This window comes from Pantoea sp. X-Soil-OKNW-556 (assembly GCF_059730695.1).
Map to the genome: position 1 here is coordinate 1,924,801 of NZ_AP035990.1, position 16,852 is coordinate 1,941,652.

Annotated in this window: 16 protein-coding genes; 9 read left to right on the plus strand and 7 right to left on the minus strand. The window is 48.9% G+C overall.

The window, feature by feature from the left end; all coding sequences use genetic code 11:
* Positions 1-21: 21 nt before the first annotated feature.
* From AC6I8T_RS08935 to eptA, 3 genes are read right to left on the minus strand one after another with little or no spacing between them, the layout of a single operon-like run.
* The gene (locus AC6I8T_RS08935; RefSeq protein WP_021185241.1) at positions 22-1,119 is read right to left on the minus strand and encodes an alkene reductase; all 1,098 of its coding nucleotides are present in this window, start codon (positions 1,117-1,119) and stop codon (positions 22-24) included.
* A gap of 48 nt (positions 1,120-1,167) precedes the next feature.
* Entirely contained in the window at positions 1,168-1,764 is a 597-nt protein-coding gene (locus AC6I8T_RS08940) for a TetR/AcrR family transcriptional regulator (RefSeq protein ID WP_208725337.1), read from the minus strand.
* A gap of 39 nt (positions 1,765-1,803) precedes the next feature.
* On the minus strand, positions 1,804-3,441 hold the full coding sequence (eptA, locus tag AC6I8T_RS08945; RefSeq protein WP_497833718.1) for a phosphoethanolamine transferase EptA: 1,638 nt from the start codon (positions 3,439-3,441) through the stop codon (positions 1,804-1,806).
* Between the two features lie 201 nt (positions 3,442-3,642).
* Here eptA and AC6I8T_RS08950 point away from each other — a divergent pair, with 201 nt between their 5' ends.
* The 4 genes from AC6I8T_RS08950 (at position 3,643) to AC6I8T_RS08965 (ending at position 6,076) form a co-directional block, all read left to right on the plus strand.
* Positions 3,643-3,912 carry a DUF1289 domain-containing protein gene (locus AC6I8T_RS08950; protein WP_021185238.1) on the plus strand — a complete coding sequence of 90 codons (270 nt, stop codon included), beginning with the start codon at positions 3,643-3,645 and terminating at the stop codon, positions 3,910-3,912.
* 72 nt (positions 3,913-3,984) lie between these two features.
* Positions 3,985-4,881, plus strand: coding sequence for an aldo/keto reductase (locus AC6I8T_RS08955; RefSeq protein WP_208725339.1), 897 nt, complete (start codon positions 3,985-3,987; stop codon positions 4,879-4,881).
* A gap of 80 nt (positions 4,882-4,961) precedes the next feature.
* Positions 4,962-5,480 carry a superoxide dismutase family protein gene (gene sodC, locus AC6I8T_RS08960; protein WP_208725340.1) on the plus strand — a complete coding sequence of 173 codons (519 nt, stop codon included), beginning with the start codon at positions 4,962-4,964 and terminating at the stop codon, positions 5,478-5,480.
* A 128-nt stretch (positions 5,481-5,608) separates the two neighbouring features.
* Positions 5,609-6,076, plus strand: a complete 468-nt coding sequence (locus tag AC6I8T_RS08965; RefSeq protein WP_036626931.1) for a hypothetical protein — start codon at positions 5,609-5,611, stop codon at positions 6,074-6,076.
* On the opposite strand, the gene AC6I8T_RS08970 is transcribed toward AC6I8T_RS08965, so the two are convergent.
* From AC6I8T_RS08970 to AC6I8T_RS08980, 3 genes are read right to left on the minus strand one after another with little or no spacing between them, the layout of a single operon-like run.
* A complete protein-coding gene (locus tag AC6I8T_RS08970; protein ID WP_208725341.1) occupies positions 6,077-8,077 on the minus strand; it encodes an FUSC family protein in 2,001 nt (666 codons plus the stop codon).
* A gap of 8 nt (positions 8,078-8,085) precedes the next feature.
* Positions 8,086-8,943 (minus strand): efflux RND transporter periplasmic adaptor subunit, encoded by an 858-nt coding sequence (locus AC6I8T_RS08975; RefSeq protein ID WP_208725342.1) that lies wholly within the window; start codon positions 8,941-8,943, stop codon positions 8,086-8,088.
* A 6-nt stretch (positions 8,944-8,949) separates the two neighbouring features.
* Positions 8,950-9,186, minus strand: a complete 237-nt coding sequence (locus AC6I8T_RS08980; RefSeq protein WP_021185232.1) for a DUF1656 domain-containing protein — start codon at positions 9,184-9,186, stop codon at positions 8,950-8,952.
* A gap of 152 nt (positions 9,187-9,338) precedes the next feature.
* On the opposite strand from AC6I8T_RS08980, the gene slyA reads away from it, so the two are divergent.
* The gene (gene slyA / locus AC6I8T_RS08985) at positions 9,339-9,776 is read left to right on the plus strand and encodes a transcriptional regulator SlyA (RefSeq protein ID WP_021185231.1); all 438 of its coding nucleotides are present in this window, start codon (positions 9,339-9,341) and stop codon (positions 9,774-9,776) included.
* Positions 9,777-9,821: 45 nt separating this feature from the next.
* Here the strand turns inward: slyA and AC6I8T_RS08990 are convergent, their stop codons facing one another.
* The gene (locus tag AC6I8T_RS08990) at positions 9,822-10,454 is read right to left on the minus strand and encodes a response regulator transcription factor (protein ID WP_208725343.1); all 633 of its coding nucleotides are present in this window, start codon (positions 10,452-10,454) and stop codon (positions 9,822-9,824) included.
* A 975-nt stretch (positions 10,455-11,429) separates the two neighbouring features.
* On the opposite strand from AC6I8T_RS08990, the gene AC6I8T_RS08995 reads away from it, so the two are divergent.
* Genes AC6I8T_RS08995 through AC6I8T_RS09010 form a run of 4 tightly spaced genes read left to right on the plus strand, consistent with a single transcriptional unit; the run spans position 11,430 to position 16,849 of the window.
* On the plus strand, positions 11,430-13,973 hold the full coding sequence (locus AC6I8T_RS08995; protein ID WP_208725344.1) for a two-partner secretion domain-containing protein: 2,544 nt from the start codon (positions 11,430-11,432) through the stop codon (positions 13,971-13,973).
* Positions 13,974-14,028: 55 nt separating this feature from the next.
* Positions 14,029-15,687: a ShlB/FhaC/HecB family hemolysin secretion/activation protein gene (locus tag AC6I8T_RS09000; RefSeq protein ID WP_497833719.1), complete on the plus strand. Its 1,659-nt coding sequence runs from the start codon at positions 14,029-14,031 to the stop codon at positions 15,685-15,687.
* Positions 15,688-15,703: 16 nt separating this feature from the next.
* Entirely contained in the window at positions 15,704-16,072 is a 369-nt protein-coding gene (gene acpS, locus AC6I8T_RS09005) for a holo-ACP synthase (RefSeq protein ID WP_021185227.1), read from the plus strand.
* 21 nt (positions 16,073-16,093) lie between these two features.
* Complete coding sequence (locus AC6I8T_RS09010) at positions 16,094-16,849, plus strand: SDR family oxidoreductase (RefSeq protein ID WP_208725347.1); 756 nt, start codon at positions 16,094-16,096, stop codon at positions 16,847-16,849.
* Positions 16,850-16,852: the final 3 nt, after the last annotated feature.

Below are 16,852 nucleotides of genomic sequence, written 5' to 3' on the forward strand. Positions count from 1 at the left end.
TGGGGCGGCAGCGGGGAGATTTTACAGAGTAGGGTAGTCGGTATAGCCTTCCGCACCACCGCCGTAGAAACTCTCCGGGCGTTGTGGGTTAAGCGGCGCATCGTGTTGCAGGCGCGCAACCAGGTCCGGGTTGGCGATAAAATCACGGCCAAACGCGACGGCATCGATCAGACCACGCTGAATCAGGTCATCTGCTTTCTCAACGCTATAGGCACCGGCACCAATGATCACCCCTGGGAACAGGGCGCGAACTTTCTCGCGGAAAGCATCGCTGTAGGGCTGACCGCCAGCCCAGTCCGGTTCTGACAGATGCAGATACGCCAGCTTGCGTTTACCCAGTTCCGAGATGTACCACAGCGCAGCGGCTTCTTCATCCGGACCGTTTTCCAGGTTCTGGAAGGCACCAATCGGCGAAATGCGGATACCAATACGGTCGGCTGACCAGTTGGCAATAGCCGCATCCACCACTTCCAGCGCGAACCGACCACGCTTCGCAATCGAACCGCCGTATTCATCAGTACGTTGGTTCGAACCAGGGGCGAGGAACTGGTGCATCAAATAACCGTGCGCAGAGTGCAATTCCAGCAGATCAAAATCGGCTTCGCGCGCATTGGCTGCTGCCTGACCAAAATCTGCCACAATCTGCTTAATTTCTGCCACGCTCAGTTCGCGCGGCAGCGAGGTATCTTCACGATAGACGCTGCCATCAGCGTGGCGTAACGACGTACGCGTACCGGCGGCCAGGGCGGAAGGAGCGACGGGTGCCAGACCGTTTGGCTGCACACTATGATGAGAGATGCGGCCGGTGTGCCACAGCTGGACAGCACTGTGACCCCCTGCGCCATGAATGGCTTCGTTAATTGCTTTCCACGCGGCGATTTGCTGCTGCGTATGCAGCCCCGGCGCACCTGCATAACCTTTCGCCTGGAAAGAAATTTGCGTTGCTTCGGTGATAATCAGACCCGCGCTGGCGCGTTGCTGATAATACTCAGCCATGAGCGGAGTCGGAATGTCGCCTGGCTCAATGCTACGCAGACGCGTCAGCGGGGCCATGAAAACGCGGTTAGGTACGGTAATCGCACCCACTTTCAGTGGGGAGAACAGCTGTTTACTCGCCATGTTGACTCCTGTATTAGACCGGTCGTCTAGAAATTGCGGTTTTTAAAATCAGTGGCTACTCAGCCACTGCTCAATGGTTTCGAGCGCCAGGCTGATGGGGCCAGGTTCTCGTGATATTTTGCTTTGCAGGCTGGCACCCAGCCAGAGCAAATAACAACGCTGGGCCAACTGTTGCGGGCTCTGACCATAAGGCAGCGCCTGCTCTGTAGCCACTTCTTGCAGGCAGCGAGCGTAAGCGCCAATTACAGCATTCGCGCCCTGTTGCAGTGCATCGCGCATCGGCTCAGAGAGATCGCACACTTCGGCAGAGAGTTTCACGCCCAGGCAACCCATAATATGGCCCTGCTCGATAAATCCGTGTTCAGCGCTACGGAAGTGTTGCAGGAAGCGCTCTCGTGCTGTTGTGCCTGGTTGATTCAGTTGGCGCTCAATCATTTGCAAATGGTGAACAAAATAACGCTCCAGCAGGGCGACGCCAAAGGCTTCCTTTGAGCGGAAGTAATGATAAAACGAGCCTTTCGGTACTTCCGCCAGCGTCAGCATCTCGCTGAGGCCCATGCCGGTGAAACCACGTTGCAGACAAACCTGCTCGCCGGTCGCGAGCAGGTGTTCTCGGGTTTCGTTGCGTTGTTGAGTCTTGTTCATGTGTCGCAGAGTAGTAGACCAGTCAGTCTAATGCAATCTTTAACTCAACGTCTGGCACGATCTGATCATGTCCAGCCTGGGTTGATATTCGCCGGTCTGGATGTTGAACATGCCCAGCAGGGTATGGAACAGGTTATCCTGTGATACCGGAGTCTCCGCTGCCTGTTGACGTAAACACCCCTGATTAACGTGATACGCGGCGGCGTAACCGGGTGACATCCACATCAACAATGGGATATGTGTTTGCTGTGAAGGAGCAAACATATAGGGTGCACCGTGCAGATACATGCCGTGTTCACCCAGCGATTCACCATGATCGGAGAGATAAACCATCGCCACGTTGAAACGGTCACTTAACGCTTTCAGTTTGTCGATAGTACGACTCAGCATGTCGTCGGTGTAGAGCAGCGAATTATCATAGGTATTGACCAGGGCCTGATGATCGCAATCCTGAATCTGATTGCTGTCGCAGGTTGGCGTAAAGCGGCGGAATTGGCTGGGATAGCGCTGATAATAAGCCGGACCGTGGCTACCCATTTGATGGAGCACGATAATCCCGTCGTTGTGCAAACTGGCGGTATAGTTATCGAGGTTATGCAGCAACACATCGTCGAGACAAAAACCGTCGTGACAATATTGTGTCAGATTCCACATTGTCATGTCGGTATGGGGCACACGGTCGCAGGCACCTTTACATCCGCCGTCGTTTTCGCGCCACAGCACGCTCACCCCGGCATGCGCCAGCACATCGAGTAGGCCTTCCTGATGGTGTGCCAGATTGGCGTCGTATTGTTCGCGCGGCATGTTGGAAAACATGCAAGGTACGGAAACGGCGGTTTCAGTGCCACAAGAAGTAGCGTGCGGATAATAAATAACTTGCTGTTGTTTTAACTGCGGGTTGGTGTCGCGTTGATAACCGCCGAGGGAAAAGTCTTCCGCACGGCCGGTTTCACCCACCACCAGCACGACCAGGGTTTTTTTCTGTTCGGCCGCGATTAACGGGCCTTTGTGTGCATCCTGGCCAATTTTGACCAGTTGCTGGCTACCCTGTAACCAACGTTGATCGACGTAGTGGCCGGTGCCGCTAACGATATTCGCCGGAGTGATCATTTTAACCAGGCCTTTGTTGTTGCGGATCAACGAGGCATAGTCTTTATAAAACAGCACGGCCATCAGCAAAATGATCAGCAGTGCGCCAAGTGCACCCGCCAAACGTTGCAACAAACTCCACCACCAACGTTGCCCATTCTGAATACGAATGCTGCTGATAACGGCGACTGGCAGAATGCCCATCAACAGCATCCAGACCACCCAGGTTCGGCTGATTAATGCACCGGCTTCTTGTGCATTCGACTCAAACACGTTTTCGATCATGTTGGTGTCAATGACCGTGCCAAAGCTATGCATAAAGTAGTTGGCAGCGGCACTGGTCAGTACCAGTACGATCAACAGGGGTTTACGGATAAATGGCCAGGTGATCAGGCTAAAAATAAAGTAGAACGCCGAAATCAGTACCACAGGGATACTGGCGGCAAACAGATAATCATGCAGTCGATCGTAGGTGATAATTTGCCAGGCGCGGAAGACAAACAGGCCATTTAAGACGATGGCAAAGAAGAGAGCAGCACCAAAATTAAACCAGGTCGAGTGACACTGTAACTTATTCGGGAATTTCATGGAAACTCTATCAGAAAACGGAATGTCGCCAGAGTAGAGACAAAATATGAGGAAAACCTTAACGAAAGCTCAATGCAGTTACCGGCGGTACGACCTGTTTGGTAAACAGGAGTTACCCAATCTGGGTAAGGATAATTAATTGCGTGGAATGTAGACCAGGGGCGTTTACTCTTTGCACAATGCCACTAAGCTGTTATCAATATGCTGCAAACCCATGACGTCGGAGTTGAAGTGGCCGAGCAACTTGAGTTTTTTCCCGTCCCCAGTCCCTGCCGCGGCATTTGCCAGAGCGATGAACGCGGCTATTGTCGTGGTTGCCTGCGCAGTCGTGAAGAGCGGTTTAACTGGATGCAATACAGCGATGCGCAGAAACGTGATGTGCTGCGTTTGTGCCGCCAGCGTTGGTTGCGCTTACAACGTAGCCAGAAGAGTGAACAACCTGACGAACCGCAACAACCCTCACTGTTCTGAGCATCTCACCAGGTTACTTTCCGTTATACTGCCGATTCATCATTCGGAATTGTGTTTTAAGGGAGAACCTTGATGCTACAACCGCAACAGATTGCCCCGCAGGGACCGACATTTTCACCGCTGATCATGGGTTACTGGCGTTTAATGGAGTGGGGTATGACGGCCCAGCAATGCGTACAATTTATTGAGCACCATTTGTCGCTGGGGATCACCACCGTTGACCACGCTGATATTTATGGTGATTACCGTTGTGAAGCCACGTTTGGTGAAGCACTGAAACTGGCGCCAGGTTTGCGCGAAAAACTGCAAATCGTCACCAAGTGTGGCATCGCTACGCGTGCCAAAGCGGAACATCAGATTGGTCATTACATCACCGAAGCGCGGCATATTTTGCAAAGTGCGGAAAACTCGCTGCGGCACTTCGGTACTGATCACCTTGATCTGTTGTTGATTCACCGTCCTGACCCTTTGATGGATGCGGATGAAGTGGCTGAAGCCTTTCTTGCTTTACATCAGAGCGGCAAGGTACGTCACTTTGGCGTCTCCAATTTCACACCGACACAGTTTACGCTGTTGCAGTCGCGGCTCCCTTTTACTCTGGCGACGAACCAACTGGAAATTTCGCCTCTGGAGCAGTCGACCTTGCTGGATGGAACCCTGGATCAATGCCAGCAGTTACGCATGCGACCGATGGCCTGGTCGTGTCTTGGCGGCGGTCGTCTCTTTAACGATCCGCATTACCAGCCGCTGCGGGATGAGCTTCATCAGATACAGCAGGAAATCGGTGCCAGCAATATTGAACAGGTGGTTTATGCCTGGGTCATGAAACTGCCAAGTCACCCCTTGCCCATTATTGGTTCCGGCAAAACGGCCCGTGTCAGTGATGCGGTCGCCGCCTGTCAACTTACGCTCGATCGCCAGCAGTGGTTCCGCATTCGCAAGGCGGCGTTGGGTTACGATGTGCCCTGAAGCGTAAAAAAGCGTCAAAATCCGGCAGCCAGAACAAAAAGCGTCCAGGCTTACAGGGAAGCTAACCATAAGGAGATGTTATGAATAGAATCCTGATTGCTGTTCTGGCGCTGTTAACGAGCGGCGTTGCGCAAGCAGCGTCGGAACAGGTGACGCTGCATACGGTTACCGAGCACGGTATTGGTGCGGCTATAGGGAAAGTCACCCTCAGTGAAACGCCCTGGGGGCTGGAGTTTACCCCCGAACTGACGGGCCTGGCGCCGGGTGTGCATGGTTTTCACATCCACGCAAAAGGCAGTTGTGAACCGGGAGAGTCGGGAGGTAAAACGGTAGCGGCGGGTGCAGCAGGTGGGCATTTTGACCCGGGCAACACCGGGAAACACCTCGGACCCTATGCCAACGGTCATCTCGGCGATCTGCCGGCATTATTCGTCACCGATAATGGCAACGCTGACTATCCGGTATTGGCTCCGCGCATCAAATCCCTGAATGAAATCAAAGGGAAGGCATTGATGGTGCATGTTGGAGGCGATAATCACGCCGATCATCCCCTGCCGCTGGGTGGCGGTGGCGCGCGTTTTGCCTGCGGTGTGATTTAACACGGTGGCGGCAATTTCCCTGCCGCCCTGATTTGCGTAACCAGACGTTTCTTCATTGATTTTTGTATTGTTCCCGTGGTTTTTTCCCGCCTATGATACATAACAGGGAAAAAAGCGCAGGGGCAGGAATGAAAACCAGTGGGATCATGTTGTTATGTGCGTTGCTGGTCGGCTGTGACCAGCCTAATGATACGCAATTGCGGCTCGATGCCAGTCGACAATTGCAACGTGTGATTGACCGCAACCCATTACGTGCCAGTTGTGAGAATATTGCCCGTGGGCGCGAATGGCTGACACAACGAACGCTGGAAAAGCTGGAAGAAAAAGGCTGCCAGGAGGTGTTGCGTAGTGCGACCGAGACGGATTTCATCCACGCTGAGACTTTCCACCACAATCTGACGATGGTATGCGGCGCGATTGAGGGCAAAAGTTTTACCGGCACGGAACTGACGCGGCGCTTTATCTATTCGCCCGAGGAGAAAGCGCTGGTGGTTGAACCCATGTCGGAGCAGGATAAAACCCGTTTCGAAGGGCGAAAAACCCTGCAACAATTGCAGGCTGATTTCAATCGCCAGCAGCAGCAATATTGCCAGTAATCACCCCGGCAGCGCTTGTTTCAATTGTGCCAGCGAGCAACGCAAACGCCACAGAATGCCAGCCAGCGTGTTGGCCTCGCTATCCTGTTCAACCGGAAGCTGCGCAATCATCGCCTCCAGTTCATCCAGCGTTGCCTGCAAGGGCATATGATGCACACCCCGTATACTCATGATGCGTTGTAAATCTTCCAGACTGCTGTCGCGCATCGCTGCCAGCGTCTGAGAGCCAGGCTGCCACTCACGCAACTGCCAGACAATATGCGAACAATTGAGCAGCACCACGCCCCAGCGTAGCAGCCACGCGCGTGCCTGCTCATCACGGCTATTACTTAACTGGCTGATATGATGATAAATCTGTGACTCGAAACGGCTTTCGCTCAGTTGGGGATGACGTCGCAGTTGATCAAGAAAGGCATGACGCAGGGCGCGGATATGGCGACGGCTACGCCGGGCATCGGAACTGGGACGCAGTACCTGAAAGGCCAGCCATGCCAGCATCACGCCGCAGACCTTGGCCAGATTATCGTTGAGGAAACTCTGATAATCCCAGTCTGGCGGGTTGCTGACCGCAATAAAGGATCCCATAAACACGATAAATTGCCCCCACATACCCGCGCGGGTTTTCTGCTGCAACTTGAACAGTTGAAGGGTAGTCAGCAAAGGGAACAGCACCAGCAAAAATTGCCACAGTGCGCTGATTTGGACCATCAGGCCAAACTGCAACATAAAGCTAAACACCGACAGCCACAGCAGGGTTTTCAGCAGCAGCGAGATGCTGCCCGTTGGCGAGGGGGCGGAAGAGTAAAGCACACAGGCGATTGCGGTCAGTGTCAAAGCCGCTGCACCGGAATCCCATTGCGTAGCAATCCAGAACGCACATCCCAACATAATCACGCTGAAGGTGCGAAGTGCGCTCCATCCTGCTTCGGCGCTATCGCTTTCGCGTGCCAGTGACGGAACGCGTGGGGGCTGAAATCGGGTATCCGCATCTGCTCGTTCGATCAACCTGATCCAGCGCTGGACATTAAGGTACACCCAGCAAAAGTAGCGCAGGCGCTGCACAAAGGCGCGTTGGCGGTAATCGCCCGCTGCGGCTGGGATAATGCCGCGCAGAATCAACGCCAACTGATATTTATCGCATTCCGGCTGTGCCAGTTCGTGCAACAGTTTTTGCATGGCATCAAACAGCGACTGCGGTGCCTCTGGCCAGTTCAGTAACATGCGTCGCAGGCTGGAGAGCACGCTGGTCAGGCGCAACTGTTGATGTAACACATAGTTCAGGACGTTATTTTGCCGCCGAAAGCGGTAGTGGCTCCAGAACGCCTGAATACGTAGCAGATTCATGGTCAGGATCTGACTGATCACCGTCTCATGCGCACTACGAACATTGTCGGTGCTGCCTTGCTGCAACAGCAGCACGGCGTGTTCGAGCAATCTGGCATGCATCTGGCGCAGCGACTTCATCAGCGTATGCCCATCTGAAGTACTGGGCAGAACCATCATCATTAATCCGGCACATAAAATACCGGAAATTACTTCACAAACGCGTGCCTGGGTAATAGTCCATAACTCACTGATATCGGTGATATTGACGCTGCTGAAGGCAATAATCGCTGCGGTATAACCGGCAAGCGAAAAAGCATAGGCCACATTGTTTTGATAGTGGTTGGCAATCCAGGTACATAACGCCAGCCAGCCTGCCATAAAAAAGGCAAACAGCCAGGGTTCATTCAGCGTGTGCCCGGCAATCAGTAACGCGGCAGTGGCACCCAGTAAACTGCCGACGATACGTCCCAGACTTTTGCTGATGGCCCCCCCGACGGTAGGAAAACTGACCACGGCGGCGGAAGTCATGGCCCAGTAAGGCTGATCCAGTTGCAAGGCGTAGGCCATCGTTAGCGCCAGGCACATGGCGATTGCATTGCGCAAGGCATAGCGCCATTCACTCTGGGTGGCTTTGATCCACGGCAGATTGCGCCACGCCAACCACTGTAAATTCATCCGTGGCCTCAGCGCACAATCGAAATGGTACAGGTGGTGCCCGCCACCAGTGGAATATCCTGTGGAATGGTATCCAAATGAATACGCACCGGAACCCGTTGCGCCAGTCGCACCCAGGGGACATTGGGTTTGATATCCGGCACCAGGCCGCTGTCACTGTCGACACTCTGGTCATAAATCGCTCGCCCGATGCTTTCCACTCTGCCTTGCAGGCGTTGACCGTTGCTGTACAGCACAATATTCGCGCTGGCACCGGGCTGGATGTGACGCAGTTTGGTTTCTTCGAAATACCCCATCACATACCATGAATGACTGTCCACCAGTGAGAACAACGGTGTGCCCGCTGTGGCGTAATTACCTGGGCGCAGCGCCAGATTACTAATCCAACCATCCGTGGGGGCGCTGATTTTGGTCTGTTCCAGATTCCAGCGTGCCTGATCAAGTGTCGCCTGGGCTGCTTTGGTACTCGCTGCGGCAGCATTAGCGGTCAGATGCGCTGCATCAAGATCCTCCGCTGAAATCACATTACGGGGCAGATTGCTGCGCCGGTTCAATTCATGCTGGGCTTTCTGCTCATCCGACTGTGCTTTTGCCAGCTGTGCCTCAGCATTATCCAGGCCGATCTGCCAGGGTACCGGGTCGAGCGTCAACAACGTATCGCCTTTGTGTACAAACTGATTATCTCGCACCGCCAACGCAACAATGCGGCCAGAAACCTGGGGGGTGATATCAACCAGTTCGGCACGGACCTTGCCATCACGCGTCCAGGGCGATTGCATGTAGTAATTCCACATCCACCAGCCCGCCAATAAAGCCAGGGCAAACACCACCAGTGTGGAAAAATATTTAAAGGGATTGAATTTCATGGCGATTTATCCGAGGCTCAGTAACCAGAGTGCGGCGCTGACGCACAGCACAAACAAGGAAAGATCCATTAATGTGGGATGCCAGATATCACCGGAATACATCCAGCCACGCAGCAACGGATGGATCAGTAGCCAGAAAAAGAAACCCAGCAGTACCGCTTTGAACAGCGGTGGGAAGAACAGAGATGCACCAAAGACCAGATCAGTGAGTGGCGCGTTAGCGGTCAAGGGGAAAACAGACACTTGTCATCATCCTTAGTAAACCCAGATTCTCTCAATGAAGCGTAGATGAGTGCGTGTGTCAGCTGGCCTGGGATTTGTTTTTTGTCCTGTAAACTCGCAGAATAGTGTAAAATCTGGCTTGATAGCTAGCAAGCTAATTATAAGGAGATGAAATGGATACGACACTCGGAACAGATCTGTCTCGACTGGTGCGCATCTGGCGTGCCTTGATCGATCAGCGTCTGAAGCCGCTTGAGTTGACGCAAACACATTGGGTGACGTTGCATAATATTCATCAACTCCCGCCAGAGCAGTCGCAGATTCAGCTGGCGAAAGCTATTGGTATTGAGCAACCCTCTCTGGTACGCACGCTCGATCAACTGGAAGAAAAGGGATTAATCACCCGTTCAACCTGTGCAAATGACCGCCGTGCAAAACGCATCAAGCTAACCCGGCAGGCTGAGCCTATCATCGAGCAGGTCGAGAATGTGATTGATGCGACCCGTGATGACATTCTTAGCGGTATCAGCCTGGAAGAGGTAAACCAGATGGTGACGCTGATTGCCCGGCTGGAGAAGAATATTCTCGAGTTACAAAATCGCGAGAAATAAAAACCCGCCCCTTTTGGGGCGGTGTCATTTTGAAGTCAGGCAGCCTTAAAACAGAAAAAGTTTGTTGATTTCACCGTTCAATTTTCTCTGCAAAGAAAATCGGATGTTATAAAGCTTTTTCCTGTCGATTCCCAACGAGTCGGCGATATCCTTCAGGGTGTATTCCCGCGACAGCAGATTCAAGACTTCGACCTCCAGGGTTGTCAGACTGCCAGGTTTGACACCGTTACCCCACCGGCCAATGAGAACATCTTTAATTTTTTTTGTGATGGACTGTTTGCAATCACTGGAGTAGATCACGGTGGCAATGCGTTGGTTGTTCTTCCACCACCAGGACGCGAGATTATCCATCCTGTAATCAGATAACAATATCAACCCACTTCCGCTTTTGACTAAGTGGGAGATCCAGTGTGGATCAGAAAACAGTTTGATGTTGTAGTGTGAAAAATCAACAAAGATGAAATTGAAATTCAGATGATTATGTTGTTTATCGAGCAGCGCAGCCTGAATCCCAACGCGTAGATAATAATTTCTGTCAGGCCAAATGCTGTATTTAATGCCAGGTGAATTCTGCATTTCCAACAACTGGTCGGAGATCGTTATCACCTCACCATCATCCTTGAAGTTTTTATTCTGTTCATTTTGCATTGGAATCAACAATCCCTGTTTCATTTCCATTGTGAAGTCTAACCAGGGGGCATGATACAAATCATGAAAAAATACAGCAAGACAGAAGTATGATATCGAAAATTTCTTTCACTGGATAAAATCCTAATGGTGATGGATGATGTAATAAAGATGAGGGAAAGGATACGTATTGTTTTCCACAGGATAATGACTTGTCTAAAGTTATGGGGCAGTCAGGAAAATAAGAATATATCCTGGGTTTAAGTGTTTGCCATGATGATTCTTGCGAATAAAACACGTAAAATTAGCACGAAAAGCTAAATGTACCAAGGGTGGTCGAATGTGGCAAAAGGCAGTGTTACTTATATGTTTCCTTTATGCTAATTGATAACGGTAACTATCATCACCTCAGCGGTCCTGGCCAGCCAGGGAGGTTCTTTTCTCTTTCCATTCCAGAACTTAATTTTCAGACGATAAAGAGTTTTAAGATTATACAAAGTAGATACTAAGATAGTGGACTGTTTTTATCTTATCAATGCCAGTGATGTTGTTGTTCGTGAAGAAGCATTTTTCATTAATATGTTGTGTAACGATTTAAATCAGAGCTAAATGGGTAAAGGTTTTCTTAAAGGAAGTGGTAATTATCTCAATTATCTCGCAATATCTGAGATTGCAACGAATAATTTATAATTTTAAATAAGTTCCCGTTGTGTCATATACTTATTTTACATCTTGAAATTTTCAGTTACCCTTCGCTTGACATTCTTTTTTAAAAGATGAAAAGTAACGCCAAGACCGAGTAACTTTGTAAGTAATAAAACCATAAAGCATATAAATCTTACTAGAGAATAGGATAAACCCATTGGCTGAATGTCAGTGAGAATTTAGTAATACTCTTACAACACCAGGATGTAATCTGATAATTAATTTCAGAGGCATGTTTTTGCTTGCTCAATAATATGAGCAATCCACACGCATACACCTCTTTGACGTTAATAGTCACACTCACTTATACAGTAGGTAAAAATGAAGATTCAGACAGGCTTAATGAAGTTCAGCCCATTGGCCTCAGCGATTTTGCTGGCCCTGCCAGTTATGGTGAATGCTGCCGACCTCAGCATGCCCAATGGTAACATCAACATGGCTAATGGGGTGCCGGTAGTCAATATCAATGGGGCTAACGGCAATGGCATATCGCATAACATTTATGACAAGTTGAATGTTGGCAAAGAAGGTTTGATTTTCAACAATAGCCAGAATGGTGCGAACACTTCTCTGGCAGGTCAGATTGCCGGGAACAGCAACTTAGCCTCAGGAACAGCAAAAGTCATTCTGAATGAAGTCACATCAAAGAATAAAAGTAATCTGAATGGCCAGATGGAAGTTGCCGGAGATAAAGCCCATTTGATCATTGCTAACCCAAATGGTATCAGTTGTGATAGCTGCGGTTTTATCAATACCGATAAAGTCACCATGACAACCGGCAAAGCAGACCTTAATAACGGTGAATTACACGGATACTCTGTCAATGGTGGTCTTATTACGACAAACGGTTTAACCAGTGATTCGCCAACGGCGATACTGGCGCGTTCCATCGTAGTTAATGGTGATATTAATGCATCAGGCCAGGAACTCACATTGATTGCGGGTAATAACTACGTCGATACGTCAAATAAGGTGACGGGCACAGTGAATGCCAGCGGTGGAAGAAATAGTTATGGTATTGATGTCGCTAAACTTGGTGGTATGTACGCCAATAAGATTAACTTAATCAGCACCGAAAATGGTATCGGTGTGCGTAACGCAGGTGTGCTGGCTGCGGGGAGTGGCGGCATTCAGATTGATACGAATGGCCGTCTGATCAACAACTCAGCTCAGATTAAATCAACAGGAGCCATCGCGGTAAAAACCAAAGGTGCGCTTGAAAATGTTACCGGTAAAATCGTCAGTGATAAAACGATATCGATAGATACCAATAAAAACGGGATTAACAACAGCCGGGCGGGCAATATTATGTCTGGTGCTGATATATATATCAGTAGCGGTGAGTTTAACAATGTTAATGGTAAGGTCGCGGCGGCTGGAACCCTGGCAATGAACACCAATAATGCGACCCTGACCAACTATGGTAAAGGTAATAGCGTTGGGATCGAAGCGGGTGTTGTCGTATTGCAAACCGGTGCATTAAATAACAATAATGGCCAAATTAAAGGCTTTTACGTCGGTTCCGAATCATCCAATCTTAGTAATAATAACGGTATGATTGAGTCATACAGCGATGTGGATATTTCTACCAGTGGCTCGGTAAATAACACGTCGGGTTTGATTCGTGGTGCGAACGGCCATGTCAAAATTGATGCCTCAAAGGGCACACTCACTAACAGTGGCACCAAATCTGCGGATGCCGCAAGCTCAGATTCACTGGGGATTATTGCGGGTGAGGGGGGCATTCAGATTTCGGTTGCTGCCCTTAATAACAGTAATGGTCAGATTGCTTCAGCAGGGGATATTGGTTTCCTGACAAAGTCTAATGTTAACAATGTTAATGGTAAGATTGCGACTAAGAAAAGTGTGTCAATTAAGGCGGCTTCTCTTAGCAATGCACAATCCAGCATTGTTGGTCAGACAGGGGTTGATATTGATTTGACCGGCGATGTTACTAACCACATTGGTATCATTTCATCTGAATATGGTGATGTGAATATCCGGGCACGGCATGTGAATAACAGTGGCGGCTTGCTGTTGGGACAGAATATCAGTCTGGATGCGGTTCATGATGTGAACAATGATACTTCACTTATCGTGGCGCAAAAGAAACTGACCATAAACGCGGGTGGCACTGTTGCCAATCAGAACGGCAACAATTTTGGTGACGTCTGGGGGCTCTATTTTGGCATGCCAAACCAGAAAGGTGGGATGATCGGTAATGGTGGTGTAGAAATCACTGCCAATACTTTAAACAATAACAACAGCCGTATTATTGCGCAGCATGCCCCTCTGACACTGGCGATAACCGGTGCGCTGTATAATGACCGCAGTATGCTGATTGGCGCGGGTGCATCAAGCATTAAAGCTGGAAGTCTGAGCAGCAATTACTCGACCATCCATTCAACAGGCGATTTATCTATCGATACCCGTAGTCTGTCTTTAGCCAGCAGCGGTAGCATCATCGATAATGATGCAACCGGTATCATTGCTGCGGATGGCGCACTGACGTTGAATGTAGCCAATAATTTTACCAATTACGGTTGGATCACCGGTAAGCAGAAAGTCAGCGTTAACACTGCGGGTGTGTTGTACAACAGGAATACCATTTATTCAGATAACGAAACCCAGGTTTACGCTAAATCCGCCGTATACAACTTTAAAGACATGGTGGCTGGGTTAAAACTAACGGTTAGTGCTACCGAAACGGTTTATAACTCCGGTAATATGTTTACTGAAGGCCATGCCAGCATTACAGGTAAACGCGTTTATAATGAAGGCAATTCAGCAGTCATGGGTGGTCGTCAGGGACTGGAACTGGAAACGGACACTCTTATTAACAGCGGGAAAGTCGTAGGGCTGTAATCATTAAGCCGGATAAAAGCAGCAGGAATGCTGCTTTTATCCCGAAAAAAATGTTATGAAAAATACCCTCAGACCATTACTGACGTCTCTTATTTTGGGCGTGAGCGAGCAGGTGGCAGCAGAAGTGGATTTAAATCGCCTGGTTAAAGCGCAGCAAGATCTTGAAAATAGCACCCGTCAGGAGAACAAGCTGGTAAAGAAAGACGTTTATTCAAAAGTGGAAGGTTCTGTCATCAATAGTATAGATTTTCCTGCGGAGGAAAACTGTGTAGAACTGGATGCTTTAATTATAAATAATGATTTTCTCAATGACGCCAACATTAAAAAAATAAAATCGCAGATTGCAGGGCGTTGCCTGGGAACAGCAGGGATTGAGACGCTGGCAAATACATTGCAGGATTATTATATTAACGCGGGCTATGTGACTACACGTATACAGATTCCCAGCCAGGATCTGGCAACCAGGAAGTTAGTCGTCGATGTTGTGCCCGGAAGGATTGAAAACATCCTGATAAAAGATAACGATATCAGAAAATGGATATTACCCTTTACATCGGGGCAGATCCTTAATGTCAGGGACATCGAACAGGGTGTGGAAGTTCTGCAAAAAGTTCCTGGGTTAAACATCGAAATCAATATCGAACCTGGTAGTAAGGCAGGTTACAGTAATGTGGTGATGAGCACCGGGCGCTTGACAAACTGGAACGCACGAACCTGGATAAATAACTGGGGTGATAAGGCAACAGGAAAATATTTGCTCGGTGGTGCAGGTTATCTTTACAACCTCAGCAAGATGAATGATGTGTTCTGGTTGTCAGGCACCACAAATGCGGATCGTAAATCGGGGCGATATAACAGCATCAGTTCATATTACTCAATACCTTATGGTTATTGGGATTATGAAATCTTTTACAGCAACAGCCATTCCCGGCAACTGATTAATATTGGTCCATATGGATTCAATTATATTGGCGATAGCGAGAGCCTGAGTTTAAAGGCCGCACGAACCGTTTACCGTGATCGGGATAAGAAGGTGGCGCTGAGCGCTGAACTATTGCGCAGGAACGTGGCTTATAAGTTAGAAGATGTTGAGTTGGCGTTGCAAAAGCGCAATATGACTAACCTGCGTTTAGGGATTAATTTTAAGAGAAATATGCCAGGTACGATACTTGACACCACCTTGTCTTATCAGCGGTTTTTCCCGTGGTTGGGCGCCGAGGAAACGCCTGATATGCAATCCGGTGATGTCAGTAAACAAAGCAATGTTCTAAACCTGGATATTAATTATACGCGGTTAGTTAATGTGTTATGGACTGACGCCTATTATGAACTTCGGTTAGGTGCACAGTATTCTCCAGATGCATTAACTTTGCAGGACCAGTTTAGCATTGGCGACCGTTGGAATGTGCGCGGATTCGAAAATAGTGCCGGGCTTTACAGCGATAAGGGTATCTATAGCCAAAATACGCTCAACTTTATTACGGGATTCTCAAACCTGGAATGGTATCTGGGTACGGACTTTGGTGCTATTTTCAAAGGAAACAACCAACGTGACGGGATTGATTATCAACAGTTATTGGGTGCGACAGTCGGCTTGAAAGGCAGTATTAAAGCGTTGGGTTATGATGTGTCATTATCTAAACCTTTACTCTATCCACAGTCTGTCAATGCCGACAAAGTAAATTTTAATCTTAATATTTCTTATCAATTTTAATTATCAAGGAATGATCATGTCTGTTGGTACGGATATCGTTGAAGTTGAACGGATTAAGAATGCTATTTTACGTACAGAAATGGCTTTTCTGAAACGTGTTTTTACTGATGAGGAAATTGCACAAATCGGCGTTGAGTATCCTGATTATGAAAGAGCATCAGGGTTTTGGGCCGCAAAAGAATCCATTGTCAAAGCGACGGGGTTAGGTTTTCGCAATGGAGTTTGTTTTCATGATGCCGAAATTAGTCACGATGAAAATGGCGCGCCTTACTTCAAGCTGCATGGCCGATTAAAGGAAGTTATTACTGAAAAAGGATTTACAAACATAACCTTGAGTATTTCGCATTGTCGCTTGTACGCGATTGCCGTGACAATTTTGACTTAATTTATAAACCGAATTCCAGCTATGTATAAATATCATGATCTTATCAACAAGAACGTCTTAATAACCGGTGCCAGCGGTGATATCGGTTTGAGCATTTGCGCCGGTTTTTTGCAGCAGCAATGCCATGTCTATGCGTTGTATAAATCCAACGCAGCAGATCTACAGCAGCTCAAAGATACGCATCCACAGGGAGAACGCCTGCATATTCTCCAGTGTGACCTTGCGAATCAGGAAGCAGTGAAGCAGTTATGCCTGTATCTGAGCGCACAAATCAGCAAGCTGGATGTGCTGGTGAATAACGCCGGTATTGTGCGAGACGTACTTTTCGCAGCAATGGATAATGATGATTTTAATACGGTGATTGATACCAATTTAATCAATACTTTTGTTCTGACGAAAGAAGCGCTTTTGTTATTAAGAGCTGCTGAGACTGCGACAATAATCAATGTTGCTTCTATTGCTGGACTTATTCCGAGCGTCGGACAGAGCAATTACAGTGCATCAAAAGCTGCACTGCTTGGCTTTACCCGTACGTTGGCTGCGGAGCTGGCACCCAGAGGGGTCAGAGTCAACGCAGTAGCGCCAGGTATGATTGAATCTAAAATGGTGAAAAAAGTATCACGTACTGTGGTGCGTGATGTCACGGCCTCCGTCCCCCTGAGGCGGCTGGGGAAGTGTGAGGAGGTGGCAAATACCATTATCTACTTAAGCTCCTCAGCATCCAGTTATATTGTTGGCCAGACCATCGTTATCGATGGTGGCCTGGTGATGCGGTGACTT

What these genes read in the sequence shown, in the direction of transcription:
- AC6I8T_RS08950 (WP_021185238.1), top strand. Translation starts at nt 3,643, where the DNA reads ATGCTGCAAACCCATGACGTCGGAGTTGAAGTGGCCGAGCAACTTGAG.
- AC6I8T_RS08970 (WP_208725341.1), bottom strand. Translation starts at nt 8,077, where the DNA reads ATGAATTTACAGTGGTTGGCGTGGCGCAATCTGCCGTGGATCAAAGCC.
- AC6I8T_RS08975 (WP_208725342.1), bottom strand. Translation starts at nt 8,943, where the DNA reads ATGAAATTCAATCCCTTTAAATATTTTTCCACACTGGTGGTGTTTGCC.
- AC6I8T_RS08935 (WP_021185241.1), bottom strand. Translation starts at nt 1,119, where the DNA reads ATGGCGAGTAAACAGCTGTTCTCCCCACTGAAAGTGGGTGCGATTACC.
- AC6I8T_RS08995 (WP_208725344.1), top strand. Translation starts at nt 11,430, where the DNA reads ATGAAGATTCAGACAGGCTTAATGAAGTTCAGCCCATTGGCCTCAGCG.
- slyA (WP_021185231.1), top strand. Translation starts at nt 9,339, where the DNA reads ATGGATACGACACTCGGAACAGATCTGTCTCGACTGGTGCGCATCTGG.
- AC6I8T_RS09010 (WP_208725347.1), top strand. Translation starts at nt 16,094, where the DNA reads ATGTATAAATATCATGATCTTATCAACAAGAACGTCTTAATAACCGGT.
- AC6I8T_RS08990 (WP_208725343.1), bottom strand. Translation starts at nt 10,454, where the DNA reads ATGGAAATGAAACAGGGATTGTTGATTCCAATGCAAAATGAACAGAAT.
- AC6I8T_RS08940 (WP_208725337.1), bottom strand. Translation starts at nt 1,764, where the DNA reads ATGAACAAGACTCAACAACGCAACGAAACCCGAGAACACCTGCTCGCG.
- acpS (WP_021185227.1), top strand. Translation starts at nt 15,704, where the DNA reads ATGTCTGTTGGTACGGATATCGTTGAAGTTGAACGGATTAAGAATGCT.
- eptA (WP_497833718.1), bottom strand. Translation starts at nt 3,441, where the DNA reads ATGAAATTCCCGAATAAGTTACAGTGTCACTCGACCTGGTTTAATTTT.
- AC6I8T_RS09000 (WP_497833719.1), top strand. Translation starts at nt 14,029, where the DNA reads ATGAAAAATACCCTCAGACCATTACTGACGTCTCTTATTTTGGGCGTG.
- AC6I8T_RS08955 (WP_208725339.1), top strand. Translation starts at nt 3,985, where the DNA reads ATGCTACAACCGCAACAGATTGCCCCGCAGGGACCGACATTTTCACCG.
- sodC (WP_208725340.1), top strand. Translation starts at nt 4,962, where the DNA reads ATGAATAGAATCCTGATTGCTGTTCTGGCGCTGTTAACGAGCGGCGTT.
- AC6I8T_RS08965 (WP_036626931.1), top strand. Translation starts at nt 5,609, where the DNA reads ATGAAAACCAGTGGGATCATGTTGTTATGTGCGTTGCTGGTCGGCTGT.